Annotated in this window: 21 protein-coding genes; 13 read left to right on the top strand and 8 right to left on the bottom strand. The window is 61.4% G+C overall.

The window, feature by feature from the left end:
* Nucleotides 1-128: 128 nt before the first annotated feature.
* Nucleotides 129-770: a DsbA family protein gene (locus HMPREF3138_RS05290; protein WP_038873134.1), complete on the top strand. Its 642-nt coding sequence runs from the start codon at nt 129-131 to the stop codon at nt 768-770.
* A gap of 35 nt (nt 771-805) precedes the next feature.
* On the opposite strand, the gene HMPREF3138_RS05285 is transcribed toward HMPREF3138_RS05290, so the two are convergent.
* Nucleotides 806-1,528 carry an acid phosphatase gene (locus tag HMPREF3138_RS05285; protein ID WP_038873137.1) on the bottom strand — a complete coding sequence of 241 codons (723 nt, stop codon included), beginning with the start codon at nt 1,526-1,528 and terminating at the stop codon, nt 806-808.
* A 222-nt stretch (nt 1,529-1,750) separates the two neighbouring features.
* Between HMPREF3138_RS05285 and feaR the strand changes: the two genes are divergently transcribed.
* Complete coding sequence (gene feaR, locus HMPREF3138_RS05280; protein WP_038873140.1) at nt 1,751-2,650, top strand: transcriptional regulator FeaR; 900 nt, start codon at nt 1,751-1,753, stop codon at nt 2,648-2,650.
* 33 nt (nt 2,651-2,683) lie between these two features.
* Here feaR and HMPREF3138_RS05275 read toward each other — a convergent pair whose 3' ends face one another.
* On the bottom strand, nt 2,684-4,183 hold the full coding sequence (locus HMPREF3138_RS05275; RefSeq protein ID WP_038873143.1) for an aldehyde dehydrogenase family protein: 1,500 nt from the start codon (nt 4,181-4,183) through the stop codon (nt 2,684-2,686).
* A gap of 159 nt (nt 4,184-4,342) precedes the next feature.
* Nucleotides 4,343-4,981 (bottom strand): leucine efflux protein LeuE, encoded by a 639-nt coding sequence (leuE, locus tag HMPREF3138_RS05270; RefSeq protein ID WP_016928933.1) that lies wholly within the window; start codon nt 4,979-4,981, stop codon nt 4,343-4,345.
* 237 nt (nt 4,982-5,218) lie between these two features.
* Here leuE and ada point away from each other — a divergent pair, with 237 nt between their 5' ends.
* Both ada and HMPREF3138_RS05260 read left to right on the top strand, forming a co-directional pair.
* Nucleotides 5,219-6,274: a bifunctional DNA-binding transcriptional regulator/O6-methylguanine-DNA methyltransferase Ada gene (ada, locus tag HMPREF3138_RS05265; RefSeq protein ID WP_038873147.1), complete on the top strand. Its 1,056-nt coding sequence runs from the start codon at nt 5,219-5,221 to the stop codon at nt 6,272-6,274.
* Entirely contained in the window at nt 6,271-6,984 is a 714-nt protein-coding gene (locus tag HMPREF3138_RS05260) for a 2OG-Fe(II) oxygenase (protein WP_038873150.1), read from the top strand. Before ada ends, HMPREF3138_RS05260 begins: the two co-directional genes overlap by 4 nt.
* Here HMPREF3138_RS05260 and tehB read toward each other — a convergent pair.
* On the bottom strand, nt 6,979-7,842 hold the full coding sequence (gene tehB / locus HMPREF3138_RS05255; protein WP_038873152.1) for an SAM-dependent methyltransferase TehB: 864 nt from the start codon (nt 7,840-7,842) through the stop codon (nt 6,979-6,981). The two genes, HMPREF3138_RS05260 and tehB, sit on opposite strands and share 6 nt — an antisense overlap.
* A gap of 178 nt (nt 7,843-8,020) precedes the next feature.
* On the opposite strand from tehB, the gene HMPREF3138_RS05250 reads away from it, so the two are divergent.
* Complete coding sequence (locus tag HMPREF3138_RS05250) at nt 8,021-9,124, top strand: DUF1615 domain-containing protein (RefSeq protein WP_047728783.1); 1,104 nt, start codon at nt 8,021-8,023, stop codon at nt 9,122-9,124.
* Between the two features lie 53 nt (nt 9,125-9,177).
* Here the strand turns inward: HMPREF3138_RS05250 and HMPREF3138_RS05245 are convergent, their stop codons facing one another.
* Nucleotides 9,178-10,857 carry an alpha-keto acid decarboxylase family protein gene (locus HMPREF3138_RS05245; RefSeq protein WP_038873155.1) on the bottom strand — a complete coding sequence of 560 codons (1,680 nt, stop codon included), beginning with the start codon at nt 10,855-10,857 and terminating at the stop codon, nt 9,178-9,180.
* A gap of 673 nt (nt 10,858-11,530) precedes the next feature.
* Here HMPREF3138_RS05245 and HMPREF3138_RS05240 point away from each other — a divergent pair.
* The 4 genes from HMPREF3138_RS05240 to HMPREF3138_RS05225 all read left to right on the top strand — a co-directional run bounded on the left by HMPREF3138_RS05240 (nt 11,531) and on the right by HMPREF3138_RS05225 (nt 13,685).
* Nucleotides 11,531-12,010: an adenine nucleotide alpha hydrolase family protein gene (locus HMPREF3138_RS05240; protein ID WP_038873156.1), complete on the top strand. Its 480-nt coding sequence runs from the start codon at nt 11,531-11,533 to the stop codon at nt 12,008-12,010.
* Between the two features lie 156 nt (nt 12,011-12,166).
* Nucleotides 12,167-12,757, top strand: a complete 591-nt coding sequence (gene pagP / locus HMPREF3138_RS05235) for a lipid IV(A) palmitoyltransferase PagP (RefSeq protein ID WP_038873159.1) — start codon at nt 12,167-12,169, stop codon at nt 12,755-12,757.
* 126 nt (nt 12,758-12,883) lie between these two features.
* Complete coding sequence (locus HMPREF3138_RS05230) at nt 12,884-13,372, top strand: YjjA family protein (protein ID WP_015376789.1); 489 nt, start codon at nt 12,884-12,886, stop codon at nt 13,370-13,372.
* 49 nt (nt 13,373-13,421) lie between these two features.
* Complete coding sequence (locus HMPREF3138_RS05225) at nt 13,422-13,685, top strand: putative hemolysin (protein ID WP_004940597.1); 264 nt, start codon at nt 13,422-13,424, stop codon at nt 13,683-13,685.
* Between the two features lie 35 nt (nt 13,686-13,720).
* On the opposite strand, the gene HMPREF3138_RS05220 is transcribed toward HMPREF3138_RS05225, so the two are convergent.
* Entirely contained in the window at nt 13,721-14,338 is a 618-nt protein-coding gene (locus HMPREF3138_RS05220) for a hypothetical protein (RefSeq protein WP_038873163.1), read from the bottom strand.
* 106 nt (nt 14,339-14,444) lie between these two features.
* Nucleotides 14,445-15,122 (bottom strand): ZIP family metal transporter, encoded by a 678-nt coding sequence (locus HMPREF3138_RS05215; protein WP_223294868.1) that lies wholly within the window; start codon nt 15,120-15,122, stop codon nt 14,445-14,447.
* 150 nt (nt 15,123-15,272) lie between these two features.
* On the opposite strand from HMPREF3138_RS05215, the gene HMPREF3138_RS05210 reads away from it, so the two are divergent.
* Together HMPREF3138_RS05210 and HMPREF3138_RS05205 are read left to right on the top strand one after the other, a co-directional pair.
* Nucleotides 15,273-16,055: a DeoR/GlpR family DNA-binding transcription regulator gene (locus HMPREF3138_RS05210; protein ID WP_038873167.1), complete on the top strand. Its 783-nt coding sequence runs from the start codon at nt 15,273-15,275 to the stop codon at nt 16,053-16,055.
* Between the two features lie 5 nt (nt 16,056-16,060).
* A complete protein-coding gene (locus HMPREF3138_RS05205) occupies nt 16,061-16,444 on the top strand; it encodes a VOC family protein (RefSeq protein ID WP_038873306.1) in 384 nt (127 codons plus the stop codon).
* Here the strand turns inward: HMPREF3138_RS05205 and HMPREF3138_RS05200 are convergent, their stop codons facing one another.
* Entirely contained in the window at nt 16,445-17,353 is a 909-nt protein-coding gene (locus tag HMPREF3138_RS05200; RefSeq protein ID WP_038873170.1) for a LysR family transcriptional regulator, read from the bottom strand.
* 125 nt (nt 17,354-17,478) lie between these two features.
* Here HMPREF3138_RS05200 and HMPREF3138_RS05195 point away from each other — a divergent pair, with 125 nt between their 5' ends.
* Together HMPREF3138_RS05195 and ycaC are read left to right on the top strand one after the other, a co-directional pair.
* Complete coding sequence (locus HMPREF3138_RS05195) at nt 17,479-18,360, top strand: pirin family protein (protein WP_038873171.1); 882 nt, start codon at nt 17,479-17,481, stop codon at nt 18,358-18,360.
* A gap of 117 nt (nt 18,361-18,477) precedes the next feature.
* Nucleotides 18,478-19,104, top strand: coding sequence for an isochorismate family cysteine hydrolase YcaC (gene ycaC, locus HMPREF3138_RS05190; RefSeq protein ID WP_038873172.1), 627 nt, complete (start codon nt 18,478-18,480; stop codon nt 19,102-19,104).
* Nucleotides 19,105-19,224 lie beyond the last annotated feature (120 nt).

Raw genomic sequence — 19,224 nt, 5'->3', positions numbered from 1 at the left:
TCTTGCCGCCGTGATGCAACTCCAATTATTTAGGGTATAGAAGGTAATAAAAACTGGTCTTCTGGCGGTTATTTGATTATAAAAACCGCCGCTAAGGACGATGTTCATAGATGAAACCAGGAGTGTTTATGTTGGCAAAAGTTAAGCGTTCGCTCGCCGCCGCCGTCGTATTGATGTTGGCGCTGCCCGCGGTTCAGGCCGCGGATTACCGCGCGGGCGAGCAATACACCCGGCTGGATAAGCCGGTGGCCGCCGCGCCGGCGGTGGTGGAATTTTTCTCCTTCTACTGCGGCCCTTGCTATCAGTTCGCCGAAACCTACCGCGTAGGCAGTACCGTAGCTCAGGCGCTGCCCGCCGGTGAGAAAGTCACCAAGTATCACGTCAGCCTGATGGGCAAACTGGGCAATGAGCTGACCGAAGCCTGGGCGGTGGCGACGGTGCTGGGCGTGGAAGACAAGATTGAAGGGGCGATGTTCGACGCGGTGCAGAAACAGCGCGCCGTCAACGGCGCCGAAGATATTCAGCGGGTGTTCACGGCGGCCGGCATCGATGCCGCTACCTATGAAAATGCGCGTCACAGCCTGCTGGTCAAAGGATTGATCGCCAAGCAGAACGAAGCGGTGAAAGCGTTCGAGGTACGCGGCACCCCGTCGTTCTACGTGGCAGGCAAATACAAGATAGACAATGCCGGCATGGCCAGCACCCGCGTTGAAGGTTACGCCAAAGAGTACGCGGCGGTGGTGCGTTACCTGTTGGACAAACAGCCGTAAACCGGGCCGTCAGGGCCCGGTGTTAGCCGCCGGATCTATTTTGCCGCAGGCAAATCCAGCGCCTGGCGCAGCTCGTCGCGCGCTTGCCGGTACTGCTGCTGGAAATCCTGCTGCTGTGAAAGCTGCTGGCTGATCACGCTGCCGGCGATGCGACCCATCTCGATATCGGAAGGGTAGTGGATCCCCGCCACTACCCGGTTGTCACCGTATTGCCAGGCGCGCGTCATGATGGCGGCGCGCTTTTCCGGCACCATGTTGGCCAGGGTGATGCCCATTAGCGTGCCCAGCGTGGTGTGGCCGGAAGGCCAGGAGCCGGAGCTGGAGCGCTTGACGATCGGCTCGATGCGGCTGTCCAGCATATGCGGGCGCGGGCGCTTCCAGAAATCTTTCGCCGGATCGACCACCGCCGCTTCGGTGGCGACGATGCGATCGAAGAAGGCGCTCACGGCCGGCAACGCTTTGGCGTTGAACTTCGGCCCCATCACGTTGCCGTACACCCAGACGTTCTCTTCCGCATCCGCCTTAGCCTGGCTGGCCATTTCCGGCGTGCGTTTCTGCTGCATGTCGAGCACTTCCCGCAGTTCACGCTGGGTCTGCGCCGAGTCGTTGGCCGGCGGCGGCGGCAGGATGTGGGTCAAATCCACCTGCTGCGCGGTGGTGAACGGTTGGGCTTCCTCGGCCGCCTGCGCGTGGAGCGCGGTCAGGGCGCTGGTGGTAAACAAACACAGCGCTAAAACGGATTTCTGCAACGATTTCATCGGGTCATGTCCAGGGGGTTAAAGTGAAAGGGGAGCAGTCTGTATCTTTGGCGAGGCCTGTGACGATGAGATGACGGTTTCGTGGCGGATGGATGACGGGCGCCGGGTGAACTGTGATCGCGGCGCCAAATCCCCCGCTCGCCATTGATTGTATGTTAACGGATTGTTATGGTGTTTTTCTGTTCAACGGCGCAGCACCGCTGCTGTTTGAAGGGAGAGATCATGACTGCATTGGCAACGCTCCGGGACGTCGGCTTCGAAGAGTGGCTGGGGAAAATCAACACCGCCTGCGGCCGATTCTGCGCGAAAACGCTGGGGCCGGGCTTCAGCGGGGCGATGCAGGAATTTCGCGCCCATGCGCTGCGTCTGAGCGTGGTCGACGTGTCTCAGGCCCGGCTGTACCGCACGCCGCGCGAAATCGCCCGCAGCGACGGCGCGCACTTTTTTACCGTCTTCCAGCTGCGCGGCAGCGCGTTGATGGAACAGGGCGAGAGCCAGACGGTGCTCTCTCCCGGCGACATCACGCTGATCGACGCCTCACGGCCCAGCAGCTTCACCTTCCAGCGCGATTCGCGCCAAATCTCGCTGCTGTTGCCGCGCGGCTGCCTGCCGGTGCCGCCGCCTTGTGCCCAGCGTCTCGGAGCAGAGCTCAGCGCGGTGCGCCTCAGCCGCCAACTGGTGCTGAGCAGCATGCAGGATCCTCAGCTCGCCGCGGCGGAAAGCGAGGCGGTGCTGAATGCGCTGGCGGCGCTGCTGCGCCCGGCGCTGGCGCTCGAACAGGCGCGCCCGGAGGGGCAACAGCCGGTTTTCGACAAGGCGCTGGCGTTGATCGACAGGCATATTCAGTCGGCGCAGCTGCGCCCGGAATGGGTGGCGGCCGAGTTGGGGGTGTCGCTGCGCAGCCTGTATCGGCTGTTCGCCCGCCAGGGGCTGGTGGTGGCGCAGTACATCAGAAATCGCCGGCTGGATCTGTGCGCGCAGGCGCTGCGCAGTGCCGCCGGGCAGGAAAAGCTGGCCGGCGTCGGCCTCGACTGGGGTTTCGCCGATCACAGCCATTTCTCGACCGCTTTCAAGCAGCGTTTCGGCATGTCGCCGAGCGAGTACCGCCGGCAATATCAATAAGTCAGGGCGCGGGCCAGGCCCGCGCCGCTTCACTCAATAGCGGATGCAGACCGATTTGGTTTCGGTGTAGGCATCCAGCCAATCCGGGCCGAAGTCACGGCCGCTGCCCGACTGTTTGAACCCGCCGAACGGCATGTTCGGGTCGATCAGCGTATGGGTGTTGACCCACACGGTGCCGGCCTGAATGCGCGGCGTCAGCGCCATCGCTTTCTGCAGGCTGGTGGTCCACAGGCTGGCGGTCAGCCCGAAGTCGGTGTCGTTGGCCTTGCTCAATGCCTCTTCGGCGCTCGCTACCCGAATCAGGTTAACCACCGGGCCGAACACTTCCTCGCGCGTCAGGTTCAGCTTGTCGTCCGGGTTGATCACCAGCGTTGGCGGGATGTAGAAGCCGTTGGCATCCGGCCCGGCTGCGCCGCCGATAAGCTCGGCGTTTTTCGCCCGGGCGTCGTCTAGGTAGGCCGCCACCTTGTTGCGGTGCGCGAGCGACACCAGCGGGTTGATTTGCGCGCCGGTGTCCATGCCCGGCCCGACCGACAGCGATTTCACCGCCTGTTCGAAACCGGCCACCAGTTGGTCATAGATCGGCGCTTCGATATAAATCCGCGAACTGGCAGCGCACACCTGCCCCTGGTTGAGGAAGCTGCCGAGCATCAGGCCTTCGATCACCTGCTGTGGATCGGCGTCTTTCAGCACGATGGCCGGGTTTTTGCCCCCCAGCTCCAGCGTCACGCGGGTCAGGCGATCCGCCGCCGCGCGCGCGATGCTTTTGCCCACCGGCGTGGAGCCGGTAAAGCTGACTTTGGCGATCAGCGGATGTTCGGTCAGCGCCTTGCCGCACAGGGTGCCGCGGCCGGTGACCACGTTGAACACGCCCGGCGGCACGCCGGCTTCGCTCGCCAGTTCGGCCATGCGCAGCAGGGTGAGCGGGGTGGTTTCCGACGGCTTGATGACGATGGAGCAGCCCGCCGCCAGCGCCGGCATCACTTTCCACATGCCGATCATCAGCGGGAAGTTCCAGGGCACGATGCCGGCGACCACGCCAATCGGCTCTTTACGGGTATAAACCTGATATTTGGCGCCCGGCGGCATCGGAATGGAGACGTCCAGCGTCTGGCCGGTGATTTTGGTTGCCAGACCGGCGGTGTAGCGCATCCAGTTCAGGGTGCTGCCGACTTCGAAGGCGCGGGCGATGTTGATGGATTTGCCCTGCTCCAGGGTTTCCAACTGCGCCAGCTCCTCGGCGTGTTGCTCCACCAAATCGGCGTAGCGCAGCAGGATGCGTTCGCGCTCTACCGGCAGGCGCTGCGCCCAGACGCCTTCGCTGAAGGCTTTGTGGGCGGACTGCACCGCCAGCGCGACGTCGTGTTCGTTGGCGTCGGCGGTGGTGGCGATCTGCTGCCCATTGGCGGGGTTATACACCGCCAGGCGGTCTTCCGCGGCGGACGCGCGCCACTGGCCGTCGATATACAGCCCATGCTGACGATCGAGAAAACGCGACACGCTATCCAGCACGGCTACGGTATTGTCAGACATACATCCTCCGATCAGGCTCATCAGGTTATCGTTAACCCTGCAAGTCTAGATCAGCGGGAAAGCGGCGGCTTTGGTCTGCCTGACATTCGGTTTGCCCTGCGTGTCATTTTGCCGTGACGAAGGAGTAAACCGCGGCCGGCGGGCGCCGGCCGGGAGGGATCACGAGCTCAGGGTCGCCAGACGGGTGGCGAAGCCGAGGAACAGCAGGCCGATCAGGCCGTTGCCGAGCTTCGCCAGGCCTTTCTTGTGATTGAAGAAATGCGCCAGCATCGCGCCGGAGAAGATCAGCGTGCTCATGTAGATAAAGCTGACGGCTTCGAGGATCAGCGCCAGAATGGTGAACGACAGCCCGGTGTGCGCGTAGTTGAAGTCGATAAACTGCACGAAGAACGACACGTAAAACAGAATAGCTTTCGGGTTGGTCAGGCTCAGCGTCAGCGACTTGCGCAGAATGCTGTGGCCGCCCTCAATCTGCTGCTGTTGCGCCTGCGCCTTCTGCACGAAGGTGGCGTAGAGGATTTTTGCGCCGAGGAACAGCAGGTAAATCGCGCCGAGAAAACGCACCAGGGTAAACAGGAACGGCGTGGTGCGGATCAGCGAAGCCACGCCGATATAGGCGCAGAAGATCAGGATCGCATCGCCGATGAACACGCCGAGCGCCGCGGTGTAGCCGGCGCGCACGCCGCGCGATACGCCGGTTTTCAGCACGTACAGCGTATTCGGCCCCGGCAGAATGATAATGAAGACCACCCCGGCCAAATAGGTCCATAAATTCAGGACGCCAAAACTCTCTAACACAATAACCTCTCCATGCGCGCAACTAACAGGCAAAAACACTGGCCACGCCCGTGGCCGGCCGCGATCCTAACGCTGTGCAACCGGGTTGGCAACGTAATAAACTTCATGTTGTTGGTTAAAAATTGTCGAAACATTGTTGAAAACGTCGGCGCCGAATTAAAAAGCAAGAGTCGGCGTGTTTCGCCAACGGCCCGTCACTATGCTGGTTAACATCGAAACCGCAGTGAGGAACGGATGATGAAAAACGTAATCGACAGCGCCGATCCGCGCTGGCTGGCGATCGTCAGCCGCGATAAGCACGCCGACGGCCGCTTTATCTACGCGGTGAAAACCACCGGCGTGTATTGCTCGCCTTCTTGCTCGTCACGCCAGCCGAACCGGCAAAACGTGGAGCTGTTCGACGACGCTGAGCAGGCGGAAGCGGCGGGTTATCGGCCCTGCAAGCGCTGCCGCCAGGGGCTGACGCCGTTGACGGAGCAGCATGCGCGGCAGATAGCCGAGGCCTGCCGCTATATCGAACGGGCGGAGAAAGCGCCGTCGTTGCAGACGCTGGCGCGCCACGTCGGGTTGAGCCAATACCATTTCCACCGGCTGTTCAAAGCGATCACCGGCCTGACGCCGAAAGGCTATGCCGACGCGCAGCGCAGCCAACGGCTGCGCACCGGTCTGACGCAGCAGGAGACGGTGACCGACGCGATCTTCGACGCCGGCTATGGTGCCAACGGCCGCTTCTACCAGCAAGCCAACGCCGCGCTGGGCATGACGCCGAAGGCCTACCGGGCGGGTGGCAAAGGCATGCGCATCCATTTCGCCGTCGGGCGCTGTTCGCTGGGCGAGATCCTGGCGGCGCAGAGCGAGATGGGCATCTGCGCCATTCTGCTGGGGGACGATGCGCAGCGGTTGGTGCAGGATCTGCAGGACAAGTTCCCTAATGCCGAGCTGATCGGCGGCGACGCGCAGTATGAAGCGCTGATGGCGCAGGTGGTGGGGCTGATTGAAGCGCCGGAGAACGGGCTGGCGCTGCCGCTGGATATTCGCGGCACCGCGTTTCAACAGCGGGTCTGGCAGGCGCTGCGGGCGATACCGGTCGGCGAAACCGTCGGCTATGCCGATATCGCCCGGCGCATCGGCGCGCCCAAAGCGGTGCGCGCGGTGGCCGGCGCCTGCGCCGCCAACGTGCTGGCGGTGGCGATCCCCTGTCACCGGGTGGTGCGCAATGACGGCGCCCTGTCCGGCTATCGCTGGGGCGTCGAGCGCAAGCAAGCCTTGCTGGAAAAAGAGGCGCAGCGATGAGCGGCCCGCTGGGGGCGCGGCTGGCCGAATTGGACTGGGCGGCGATTGAACGCGAACTCGATGCGCAGGGCTGCGCGCGGCTGCCAGGCGTGCTCAGCCAAGACCTGTGCCGCGAGCTGGCGGCGCTCTACCCGCTCGATGCGCACTTCCGCAGCCGCGTCGTGATGGCGCGGCACGGTTTTGGCCGCGGCGAGTACCGGTATTTCGCCTATCCGCTGCCGCTTCCGGTGGCCGAGGTGCGCAGCCTGATGTATGCACGGCTGGCGCCGGTGGCCAACCGCTGGAATACCTTATTGGGCTTGACGGTGCGCTATCCCGCCGAACACGAGGCCTACCTGGCCGAATGCCACCGGGCCGGCCAACGGCGGCCGACGCCGCTGCTGTTGCGTTACGAAGCGGGGGATTACAACTGCTTGCATCAGGATCTGTACGGCGAGCGGGTGTTTCCGTTGCAGGTGGCGTTTTTACTTTCCGCCCCTGAACGGGACTTCACCGGCGGCGAATTCGTGCTGACCGAACAGCGGCCGCGGATGCAGAGCCGGCCGGAGGTGGTGCCGCTGCAGCAGGGCGACGCGGTGGTGTTCGCCGTGCATCACCGGCCGGTGGCGGGAGTGAAAGGCTACTATCGGGTCAATCTGCGCCACGGCGTCAGCCGGATACGCGCCGGCCAACGCCACACGCTGGGGGTGATCTTTCACGACGCGCTATAGCTTGCGCGCCAGCAGGGTGGCGAAGCGCAGCGAGATGCGGTTGCCGGCGGCGTCGGTCTTGTGCAGTTGGCCGACGTCTTCGTTGTATTTGAGGATCCCCCAGTCGCGATAATAATGCTTCAGCTCACCCGGGCTGAAGGTGAACGGGAACGGCAGCGGGCAGGGATAATCCTCGGTATCCATCGCCGCCACGATCAGGTTATGGCCGCCGCGCACGGTGCTGTCCTGCATGTTTTGCACGATAGGCGGGATTTGCTGGCGTTCGAGGAACATCATCACCACGGTGGACAGGATGAAGTCGTATTCGCCGCTGAAGCGGTGGGTATTGAGATCCTGCACCCTGGCGCTCAGGCGGGTCAGCTGTTCGGCGTCGATGATTTGATTGAGGCGGTCTATCGACGGCGCGTGCTTGTCCCAGGCGGTGACGTCGAAACCTTTCAAATTGAGATAGAGCGAATTGCGGCCGCCGCCGCAGCCCAGATCCAGCGCCTTGCCCGGCGCGATGCGCGCCGCCGCCTCGATCACTTCAGAGTGGGTGCGCGTCAGTTCGTATTTCTTGTGGTAGTAATCTTCCGGCGTGCAGTAAAACGCCAGCCGGCAGATCATGTCGTCCGAGAAGGAAACGATGCGATGCCACTGCTGCGGTGCGATAAACGGCGGCTGGCTTTCGGGGCTGAACTGCCAGGTCTCGGTGGTGGCGCCGTCTTCGGTCATCATGGCGAACGTCAGGCTGCCGCTCAGGACGGTGAGCTTCGCCCAGGTGCCGCTCTGGGTGTTGTGGCGCTGGCGGAAGGCTTCCGGCAGCGTGTCGCTGTTCCATTCCGGCAGGGTTTTGTAGCAAAGCAGCTGCTGCTCCATAAGGGGCTCCTCTGGCTGGGCAAGCAAAGTGATTTATATAATGCATATAAAATACATCTTTATGGGGCATTTGAACATAGCGGCCTGACGGAAAGGCGCGGCGATATCTTTATACTGGATTGTGCGCGGCGGCTGGGCTAATTTCAGTGCTGTTCATGTCATCACGTTCAGGGAAAAGATGCCGATATCTCGTTTATTCCACCCGACGCCCTTCCGTTGGCTGAGCCTGGCCGCGCTGCTGGCGCTGGCGGGCTGTACCAGTAAAACCCCCACCACGGCGCCGGCGGCGCGCCCCGCCGATGTCAAAGCCCGACTGATGACGCTGATCCCGGCGAACGCCGGCGATCGTCAGGGCTGGGCTACCGATATTACCGCCGCCTTTGCCGCGCAGGGTATCGAGCCGAGCGATGAGAACCTGTGCTCGGTGCTGGCGGTGACCGAACAGGAGTCGACGTTCCAGGCCAACCCGCAGGTGCCGGGGCTGCCGAAGATCGCCTGGAAGGAGATCGATCGCCGTGCCGATCAGATGCACATCCCGAACTTTTTGGTGCACACCGCGTTGAAGATCTCGTCGTCGAACGGGCAGAGCTACAGCGAGCGGTTGGATAAGGTGCGCACCGAGAAGGATCTGAGCGATATCTTCGATGACATGATCGACCGCGTGCCGATGGGGCAGAAGCTGTTCGGGCATTTAAACCCGGTACATACCGGCGGCCCGATGCAGGTGAGCGTCGCCTTCGCCGAGGCGCACGCCAAAGGGTACCCTTATCCGATCGACGGCTCGATTCGCCGCGAAGTCTTCAGCCGGCGCGGCGGTATGTACTTCGGCATTATGCATTTGCTGGGGTATCCGGCCGATTACAGCCGGCCGATTTATCGCTTTGCCGACTTCAACGCCGGCTGGTACGCCAGCCGTAACGCGGCGTTCCAAAACGCGGTCAGCCGGGCGAGCGCGATCCCGCTGGCGCTGGACGGCGATCTTATCGACTTCGGCAGCGATAAGCCCGGCTCGACCGAGCTGGCGGTGCGCACGCTCGGCAAGCGCCTGAACATGAGCGACAGCGCCATTCGCCGGGCGCTCGAGAAAGGCGACACGGCCGGCTTTGCCGACACCGACCTGTATAAGAAGGTCTACGCGCTGGCGGGCGGCAAGCTGCCGCGTGAGATGCTGCCGGGTATCCAGCTGGAGAGCCCGAAAATCACCCGCAAGCTGACCACCGCCTGGTTCGCCAAGCGGGTGGACGAACGCCGCCAGCGCTGTATGGCGCGCGCCGGCGGATAATGACATAAAAAAACGCCGCCGGTGGCCTGAACCACCGGCGGCGCGACCGCGCCTCAGGCACTGCGGCGTGGGTTGGTCAGGCCGAAGTTAAAGCTGTTGCAGCGATTGCAGAACTCTTTCATCACCGGCGGCGTGTCCATCATCGGCACTTTCACCTCGATAAACGCCAGCCGATCCTGCCGCGAGGCGCGTTCCAGGGCCATTTCCAGCTGCTGCGTGGTCTCCACCGCCACGCTGAACGGCTGCGCCTGAGTATTCAGCACCGCCGGCAGTTTGGCGTAGTCCCACGGGCCGATGTCGTTGTAGGACGAGTTTTCGCCGAGGATATACCGTTCGATGGTGTAGCCGTCGTTGTTGATCAGGAAGATGATCGGCTTTTGCTCGCAGCGCAGCAGGGTAGACACTTCCTGCGCGGTGAGCTGGAAGGAGCCGTCACCGATGAACAGCAGGTGCCGGCGCTCCGGCGCCGCCATCAGGGTGCCGAGCAGCGCCGGCAGGGTATAGCCGATCGAACCCCAGATCGGTTGGTTGACCACCTTGACGCCGCCGGGCATGCGCATGCCGCCGATGGCGGCGCCCGAGGTGCCGTTTTCCACCACCACCACGTCATCCGCCCGGATAAATCGCTGGATCCGTTGCCACAGATAGGCCTGATCGATGGGGGTATCGCTCGGCGTCGCCAGCTTCTCACGCGGATCGGGCAGCGGCGCCAGGGGCTGTACCGGCGTGTCTTCACTCAGATCCAGCAGCGCCTGCAGCAGATCCGCCGTCGCCACCGCTGGGTAGGAGGTGTTGTCCAGCTTCAGCGAGAACGGCTGGATATCCACCTGAGCGGCGGCGGGAATTTGCTGCGAGAAATAGCCGGTGGTGGAGTCCACCAGACGCACGCCGAAGCTCAGCACGCAGTCCGAGTGGGCCATGCGCTCATACAGTTCGGGGCGCGACAGGTTGCCGCTGTAGCCGCCCATCCAACCGGCGGTATCTTCCGGAATAATGCATTTGGCGGTCGGCATATTGGTCAGCGGAATGGCAAAGCGATGAGCGACCTCGATCACCCGCTGCTGCAGCTGATAGCGATCCACCATTTGGTCGACCAACATGATTGGGCGCTGCGCGCGTTTTATTTTGGTTAACAGCGCCATCGCTGCCAGTTGCACATTGTATTTATCGCTGGCCGGCAACTGCGGCGCCGCTGCGGCTGCGGTGATTTCAATTTCGACGTCGCAAATATCGGAAGGCAGCTGTAAATAGACTGGTTTCTTCTCTATCCAGGCGCGGGAAATAACGCGCGGAATTTCCTGCGCGGCATTTTCCGGCGTTATCAAGGCTTGAGCAACGGTGAATTGTTTAAAACAGTTCATGACGTTGTCGAAATTGCCGTCGCCCAGGGTATGGTGCAATAGCTGATGATTCTTCATCGCGTGCAGCGGCGGCGTGCCGGCAATGCAGATCACCGGCGAGGATTCGGCATAGGCACCGGCGATGCCGGACAGCGCGGCCAGATCGCCGACGCCGTAGGTGACGATCAGCGCGCCGGCGCCTTTCATTCGGGCGTAGCCGTCGGCGGCGTAGGCGGCGTTCAATTCATTGCAGTTGCCGATAAACGCCAATCGGTCGTCGCTTTCCAGCAGCTCCAGCAGGCTGAGGTTATAGTCGCCGGGCACGCCGTAAATACGATCGACGTTCAGGGCGTGAAGCTGTTGCAGAATGAATGACCCGATAGTTATTTTCATTGATTGCTCCGGATTATTTATCTTTTTTTGTCAGGCGAAAATCAGCAAAAATAAATTGCTGGCGATGTTGTGTCGTTAGCTTTAACAGTTATTTAAAGCGTCGACTTGTTCAAGACAGGGTTGGCAGCCGGAAAATGGGCGGTTTGTATTCGGCGCTTTACGCGATTGAGTAAGACATAAAAAGTAGGGGTATTGTGTATTGGCGTGCGGCGGTATTTTTCCTTGATGGAATATCAGCAGAGAAACGGCGCCGCGTTGGCATTGGTCATGATGCAGGGGGAGTTTACCGGTACTTTTGATGCCGCGTTAAATCCTGCCTGGCGGTACCCGGCAGTAAGCCTGGAAAAGAAAAGCCGACGCTGACGCAAAGGGGGATTTTGGTGATCTGCCGCACGCTTATTTCAAGAAACCATCCAGTAACCAATTAAAAACAAAAAATTAACAAGGATCGTTTTTTATTCGTCGGTTTCCGTCAGCTTTACTTGACGGGGACGGCGGTGCGCGCCACGTCGGGCCGGCGTTAAAATACGCCGCCACGGGGGTTAAGATAACGTGGAGGCCATCACATTCCGTGGGAAGTGATACGTAAACTTTTCTCTACGTGCGCGCAGATGGCGTATACCTACCAAAGAGGGCAGTGCCTCAATGGCACTGACCAACGGGGGAAAGAGCGATGAAAAGCTATCGACACATTCTGGTACTGATTCACGATGAGCGCGATGGGCTGCCGTTGCTGCGTCAAACGGTGGCGATGGTGGGCGGGCTGCCGATCGCCATCACCGTCGGCCACCTTAACGCCGACTATGCGGAGCTGGAGTACGGCAGCGATGCGCTGGTCAAAGATCGCCAGGCGCAGGAGGTGATCGCCGCCAAGGCGATGCTGAGCCGGCTGGTGAGCGCCGTCGAGGCGCCGGTTGCGGTCAAGGAAATCGTCACTATCCGGCGCTTTAAGGACGTCAGCGATTTCATTCATCAGGCCGGTATCGATCTGGTGGTGGTCGGGCACCAAAATCGCCTGTTCGGTCTCTATTCCTCTTATTCCCTGGAGTTTGTGAACCGTCTCGATGTCGATGTGTTGGTCAAGCACCTTGCCCGCGAGTCGTGTGCGACAAAGCGGATTTTTCCCACGGCTTTGCCGCCCGAAAGGCGATAGCATACGCAGGCCGGTGCAACCTGTTAAAAGTTATCGGGAATTTTCCGGTGCTAAACTTAACCAAAGCATAACGGGCGTTGGATAAATTAGATACAGCTTGATCTTGCCTGGGCTATCGGTAAAAATCTGCGGCCGTATTTTTACAGGAGCTTTACGATGTTTCTCAAACGGACTCTTTTGGCATGTTCTCTGGCGTTGATATTTCCTGCACTGCCTTCTTACGCTGAGGTTGGTACAGAAAGTGGCAATACCGCGCAGGCTGAAAAACCGGGTCTATGGCAGCGTTTTACCCATAACGTGGCGGAGACCTGGAACAACTCGCCTAACCACGATCTCTATATCCCGGCCATCACCTGGCACAACCGTTGGACTTACGACGACGAGAAGATCGATAAGTACAACGAGCGCCCGTGGGGGGCCGGCTACGGTATCTCCCGCTACGACAGCGACGGTGACTGGCACGGCATCTACATCATGGCGTTTAAGGATTCCTTCAACAAGTGGGAGCCGATCGGCGGCTACGCCTACGAGAAGATCTGGCGCCCGCTGGATGACAAGGATTTCCGCCTGGGGCTGGGCTTCACCGCCAGCGTCACCGCGCGTGACAACTGGAAATACATTCCTATCCCGGCCCCGCTGCCGCTGGCCTCTATCGGCTATCAGCGGCTGACGTTCCAGGCGACCTACATTCCCGGCACTTATAACAACGGCAACGTGTTCTTCGCCTGGCTGCGCTGGCAGTTCTAAATTTCCTGAATTCCGAAAAACGGCGCGGCGGCGAGATAAAAGGAACTTGTCGCCGCCGGCGGCGTCGGAAGGGTATCCCGGCGCGCTGCGCCGATCGCATGCCGTTATTACAGGAGTTTCACCACTATGATCACCAAACATCGTTTACTGCTGGCCTTGGCGCTGTCCGCTACCTTGGCCAGCGGCGCCACCCAGGCCGCCGGGCTGATGGATTCCCTCAGTAGCGCGGCGGGTGAACTGAGCAAGTCGGGCGGCGACAGCAGCGGCGGCATGTCGCTCTCCTCGCTGACCGGCCTGTTGAACGGTGGCGACAAGGCGTTGAGCTCCAGCAGCATGACCAATGCCGCCGGTATCCTGCAGTACTGCGTGAAAAACAACGTGCTGTCGGCTAACGGTGCCGAAGGGGTGAAAGATCAGCTGCTCAGCAAGCTGGGCATCACCAGCACCGAAAACGCCAAGAGCCAGGATTATCAGCAGGGCCTGGGCGGCTTGCTGCAAACCGGCGAAGGCAAGAGCCTGGATCTGAACAGCCTGGGCACCTCGCAGATCACCGAGAAGGTGAAACAAAAAGCCTGCGATCTGGTGCTGAAACAGGGCAAATCCTTTATTTCATGATGAGCGAACGGCGGAGCGCTCCGCCGTTCTTTTTGCATAAGCTGGAAAAATGAAAAAAACGTTGATGCTTTCCCTGTTGGCAGGGATGACGATGTTGCAGGGGTGTTCCGTGAAATCCAACGATGCGCCGCCGCCACCGCAGGTGAAACCGATCGGCATGGCGAACCCGGCCGACGTGTATTGCACCCAAATCGGCGGCAAGCTGAATGCCAAAGAGAACGCGGCAGGCCAGTATTCCACCTGTACCTTGCCGAGTGGGCAGGAAATTGAAAGCTGGGAACTGTTCCGCCGCGATCACCCGGTGAAAAAGTAACCCTCGCGGCGCCGGCTCTTCCGCCCGGCGCCCGATCAGAATTGGCGATCCCCTATCGACTGCAGCTGCAGGCTGCCGTCTTTTTGTAGCGTCAGCGGCATGCGCCAATCGCTCTGTTTATCCAGGTTGAACGGCCGGGAGCGGAACATGCAGCCGGTCTTGATGTTCTTGATTTTCATGACGTGTTCCGCGTCCGCATTGATTTTCACCTCGAAGCTGCCGGCGGGCGGAATAAAGACTTCCGCCAGCTGTTGCGGCGCCGTCGGCGTTTCCAGCTTGACCAGCACCGCGAAATCGTTGCCCTGATTATCCAGCGTCAGCCGATGCAGACCGGTCGCGGGCAGCCGCGTCGGCTGATGCAGATAACCGGCTGAGGTGGGCCACGGCTGCCCGGCATTGTCGTGCAGCGGCCCGCCGCACTGTTCACGCGCCTCGCGCAGCGGCATTTCGCGCTTTATCGCGCGGTTGTAATCGGTGGGGGCGGCGAGGCTGAACTCGTCGTCATATTGGTGAGCGCGCAGATAGCGCTTGGCGCCGAGCACCGCGATGGCGACCAGCATAAAGAACAAAAATATCCTCAGGCGATTTTTAAAAATCAGCCCGAACAGCTTCCCGGGGAGTTGAAACAGCCACCTTGCGATCGTCAATAACATCGTTTTCCCTTTACGCCCAAGCCGTTACGTCTGCGGTAACTTCGCCTGCCTCAGTATAGCCAAAGCGTTGCCTCCGGGCGGCATGCGCCATGAAATTCCTGCTTTTTTACCCCAAACCTTCCTCTAACAGCAACAGCAGCAGGAAGCCGGCAAAGAACATCGCGGTGGCGAACGGTGTCTCTTTTCCGCCTTCATGCGCTTCGACCAGCAGCTCTTCGGTGACCAGGTAGAGCAGGGCGATCAGGCCAAAGGCCAAAAAGGCGGTCAGCCAAAATGCGCCCAGCATGGCCACCGGCGCCCCCAGCAGGCCACCGATAGGCAGCAGCAGCGCCAGGCCGACTATCGCCGCCATGGCCCGCAGCCGCCTGCCGAGAAAGTCTTTCAAATCGCCGACGATCGACAACCCCAGGAACAGCACTTCCAGCGTTAACGCCAGTGTCAACAGCAGACCGGCCTTGGCGCCGGCCGCGAAGGCAATACCCAGCACCAGCCCATCGATAAAGATATCGACGCCGACCGCGGCGATAAAACCGACCGGCCCCTGCGCTTTTTCACCCAGCTGCCTAACCAGCAGCATTAACAGCACCCCCGCAGCGCCGCCCAGCAACACGGCCACAGGCGACTGCTGCTTGAGATCGGGCAGGATTTCGGTGGCGGCGGCGGCGAAAACGATGCCGGCGGTAAAGTGATGGATGACGCGCATCGTGGCGGCACCGGGGCGGCGATAGAGTGCCATCGCAGCGCCGATGACGGTGGCTGCGGCGGGAAACAGTGTATAAAGCACGGCGGAGGTCATCGCGTCATAATCCCTTATCGGTGATGTCACTCTCAGTCTAGACGAGTGCCGCCGCTTCAGCGTGGCGAAAAAAATGATTGTTCGATTGTGTACGTTTATGTACATTCGTGATCACTTTAGCGTCACCGGATTTACGCGATGTCCAAACTGTTACCGAATGAACGCCACCAGGCCATTCTCGACGCGCTTCGCCAACAGGGGCGGGTGCTGGCCCTGGAGATGGCGCTGCGGTTGAATACCACCGAAGCCACCATCCGCCGCGATCTGCGCCAGCTGGCGGCGCAGAACCTGTGTAAACGTATCTATGGCGGCGCGCTGGCGCCGACGCCGGCCGAAGGCCCCGTTGCGGCGCGCATGACGCTCAGCGGCGATGAGAAGCTGACGCTGGCGCAGACCGCGCTGGGGTTGATCGGTGAAGAGCAGCTGATCTTCCTCGATGCCGGCAGCACCCACCTGTATCTGGCGGATCTGTTGCCGCGCGATCGGCGTTTGACGGTGGTGACCAATGCATTGAGCATCGCCGGCAAAATGCTGGAACGGCCGGGGATCCGCACCATCCTGATCGGCGGTGAGCTGGATGCGCAGGTCGGCGGCTGCGTGGACGCCAAGGCGGCGGAAGAGATAGACGGTTTCCACTTCGATCTGGTGTTCACCGGCATCTGCGCCTACGACCCGGACGGCGGCTTCTCCGCGCTGAGCTACCAGGACGCCACCTTCAAAAAGCGGCTGCTGACGCGCGCCGGCAGCGTGGCGGTGCTGTGTACCCGCGACAAGCTCAATACCTACGCCCCTTACCCCTTCCTGCCCGCCGGGCGGGTGGATCATCTGGTGACGGCGCGCGGCGTGCACCCGCAGCTCGAGCTGCAGGTGGCGCAGGGCGGCGGCCAGGTTTGGCACAGCGATTTACCGACCGGAGAATGATGATGATGAAAATAGCCCATGTTGCCCTGTGGACCCGTGATATCGACGCGCAGCTGGCGTTTTGGCAGTGCTATTTCAACGGTGAGGCGGGTGAGGAGTACGTCAGTCGCAACCGGCCGGGGTTTGTTTCCCGTTTCGTCAGCCTGGCGGCCGGGCCGACGCTGGAGATCATGCGCGTGCCGACGCTGTTGCCGGCGCCGGCCCAGGAAGAACGGGTAGGCTGGGCGCACATCGCGCTGTCGCTGGGGGATGAACGGCAGGTCGATCGATTGGCGCAGCGTGCGCAGCAGGAGGGTATCCTGCAGTCCGCGCCGCGCTGGACCGGCGACGGCTTCTATGAGGCCGTCATCCGCGATCCGGACGGCAACGCGATCGAAATTACCGCCTGATCACTCCTCTTCGATGCTGGCGAACTGCTCGCCCAGATAATCGAGCAGCAGCCGCACCGCCGGCAATAAACCGCGGCGCGACGGGTAGACTGCATGCACCACGCCGCCCTGCGGCTGCCAGCCGGGCAGCAGCTGGACCAGTTCGCCGCGCAGCATGTCGTCACGCATCATCATCGCCGGCAGCTGAACGATGCCGGCGCCGGCGATGGCGGCGGTGCGCAGCATCAGCATGTCGTCGGTGACCAGCCGCGGCGTGTGTTCCCACTCGATCCGTTCACCCTGCGGGCCGGTCAGCCGCCATTGGTGCTGAGCGCGCGCCGGGCCGAGATCGAGCGTCGGGTATTTACGCAGGTCTTCCGGCGTGTGCGCCGGCCCGAGGGTGCGCACCAGCGCCGGGCTGGCGGCGACGCACCAGGTGCGCTGCGCCAGGATCTTCAGCACCAGATCGCTGTCTTCCAGCGGCGGCGGCCGCACGCGGATCGCCAGATCCAACCCTTCCCCCACCACGTCCACTCGGCGGTTGGTGGCCTCCAGATGCACCGTCACCTTCGGATAGTCGGCCATAAAGGCCGCCACCATGCTGCCGACGCGGGTGTGCAGGATCGCCACCGGGCACGACATGCGCACCGTGCCGCAGGGCTCGGCGCGCGTCTGTTCGATCGCCTGCTGCGCCGCTTCCGCTTCCACCAGCATCGCCTTGCAGTGCGCGTAATAGTTTTGGCCGACCTCGGTCACCGAGAAACGCCGCGTCGAGCGCTGGATCAGGCGCACGCCCAGCCGCTCTTCCAGCAGCGCCACGCGGCGGCTGAGCTTGGATTTGGGAATGCCCAGCGCCCGGCCGGCGGGAGCAAATCCCTGGTGATCGACCACGCTGGCGAAGAAAAACAGATCGTTCAGATCGGTCAGCATCGTATCCCTTATCGTTCTACCAGTAGAACGCTGAGTGTACATCTTGCCTACTACTGCAGCAAACCCCGGCAGATTAAACTTCTGCCATCAACTTAAGGCCGTGAGGTCTGAAACGGGAGTTCAAGATGAAAAAAATCCTCGGTATTCACAACAGCCCGGAAGCACATTGGGTCGGTAACGGTTTCCTGGTGAATTCGCTGTTCTCTTATAACGATTTGGGGGCGGAAATGAGCCCGTTCCTGCTGCTGGATCATGCGGCGCCAACCAAATTCCGCTCTGCCTCCGGCACCCGCGGCGTGGGTCAGCATCCGCATCGCGGGTTTGAAACGGTGACCATCGTTTATCAGGGCGAAGTGGAACACCGCGACTCGACCGGCAGCGGCGGGGTGATTGGCCCCGGCGACGTCCAGTGGATGACCGCCGCCTCCGGCATTCTGCACGAAGAGTTCCATTCGCGGGACTTCTCGCGCAAGGGCGGCACCATGGAAATGGTGCAGCTGTGGGTCAACCTGCCGGCCAAGGACAAAATGGCCGAGCCCGGTTACCAGACGCTGCTGAACGCCGATATTCCGGTGGTTCCGCTGGCGGACGGCGCAGGGCAGGTGCGGGTGATCGCCGGTGACTTTGGCGGCCACGCCGGCCCGGCACGCACTTTCAGCCCGCTCAACGTGTGGGATATGAAGCTGAATGCCGGCCACACCACCACGCTGACGGTGAAAGAAGGCCATACGCTGGCATTGGTGATGCTGCACGGCGCGATCCTGGTCAACGGTGAAGAAGTGGTGCGCGAAACCCAAATGGTGCGTTTCGACCGGGCGGGGGATTCGATCACTATCGAAGCCAACAACGACGTCGCGCTGCTGGTGCTGAGCGGCGAACCGATCGATGAGCCTATCGTCGGTTACGGCCCGTTCGTCATGAATAGCGACGCGGAAATCCAGCAGGCGTTCCGCGACTTCAACAGCGGCAAGTTCGGCAGCATGAACGCCGAAGCGAGCGCCGGCTGATCGCAGGCGCCTGAGCCGTGAAGCGTTCTTCGGCTCAGGCGCTACACTTAAACCTCAACGCCCCGTCCCAGCGGCGGGGCGTTTCATCCGCAACATCTACCCCACAGGAGTAAAACCATGACTGCAAATTACAAACGCCTCGACAAGGACCAGGCCGCCGTATTGCTGGTGGATCATCAGGCAGGGCTGCTTTCGCTGGTGCGTGATATCGATCCCGATCGGTTTAAAAACAACGTGCTGGCGCTGGGTGATTTAGCGAAGTACTTCAATCTGCCGACCATTCTGACCACCAGTTTTGAAAACGGCCCCAACGGCCCGTTGGTGCCGGAATTGAAGGCTCAATTCCCCGATGCCCCGTTCATTCCTCGCCCCGGCCAAATCAACGCCTGGGACAACGATGACTTCGTCAAGGCGGTAAAAGCCACCGGCCGTAAACAGCTGATCATCGCCGGCGTGGTGACCGAAGTGTGCGTGGCCTTCCCGGCGCTGTCGGCGCTCAATGAAGGCTTCGAGGTCTTTGTGGTGACCGACGCCTCCGGCACCTTCAACGAGCTGACGCGTCAGTCGGCCTGGAGCCGCATGGAAGCCGCCGGCGCGCAGCTGATGACTTGGTTCGGCGTCGCCTGCGAGCTGCACCGCGACTGGCGCAACGACATTGAAGGCCTGGGCACGCTGTTCTCCAACCATATCCCGGACTACCGTAACCTGATGACCAGCTATAGCACGCTGACGAACGATAAGTAACACGGCGGCCCTTTACCCAACCTTTCGCCTTTCATCACGTTAGACGCGGGATGTAAGCAAAACGTAGCGGGGCGAAAAGGTAGCGAAAAGCGGCTTTCTCATTGGCCGGGGGCGGGGTAG

Source organism: Serratia sp. HMSC15F11 (genome assembly GCF_001808215.1).
GTDB classification, from domain to species: Bacteria; Pseudomonadota; Gammaproteobacteria; order Enterobacterales; family Enterobacteriaceae; genus Serratia; species Serratia nevei.
This window is presented reverse-complemented; position numbering and strand designations above follow the sequence as displayed.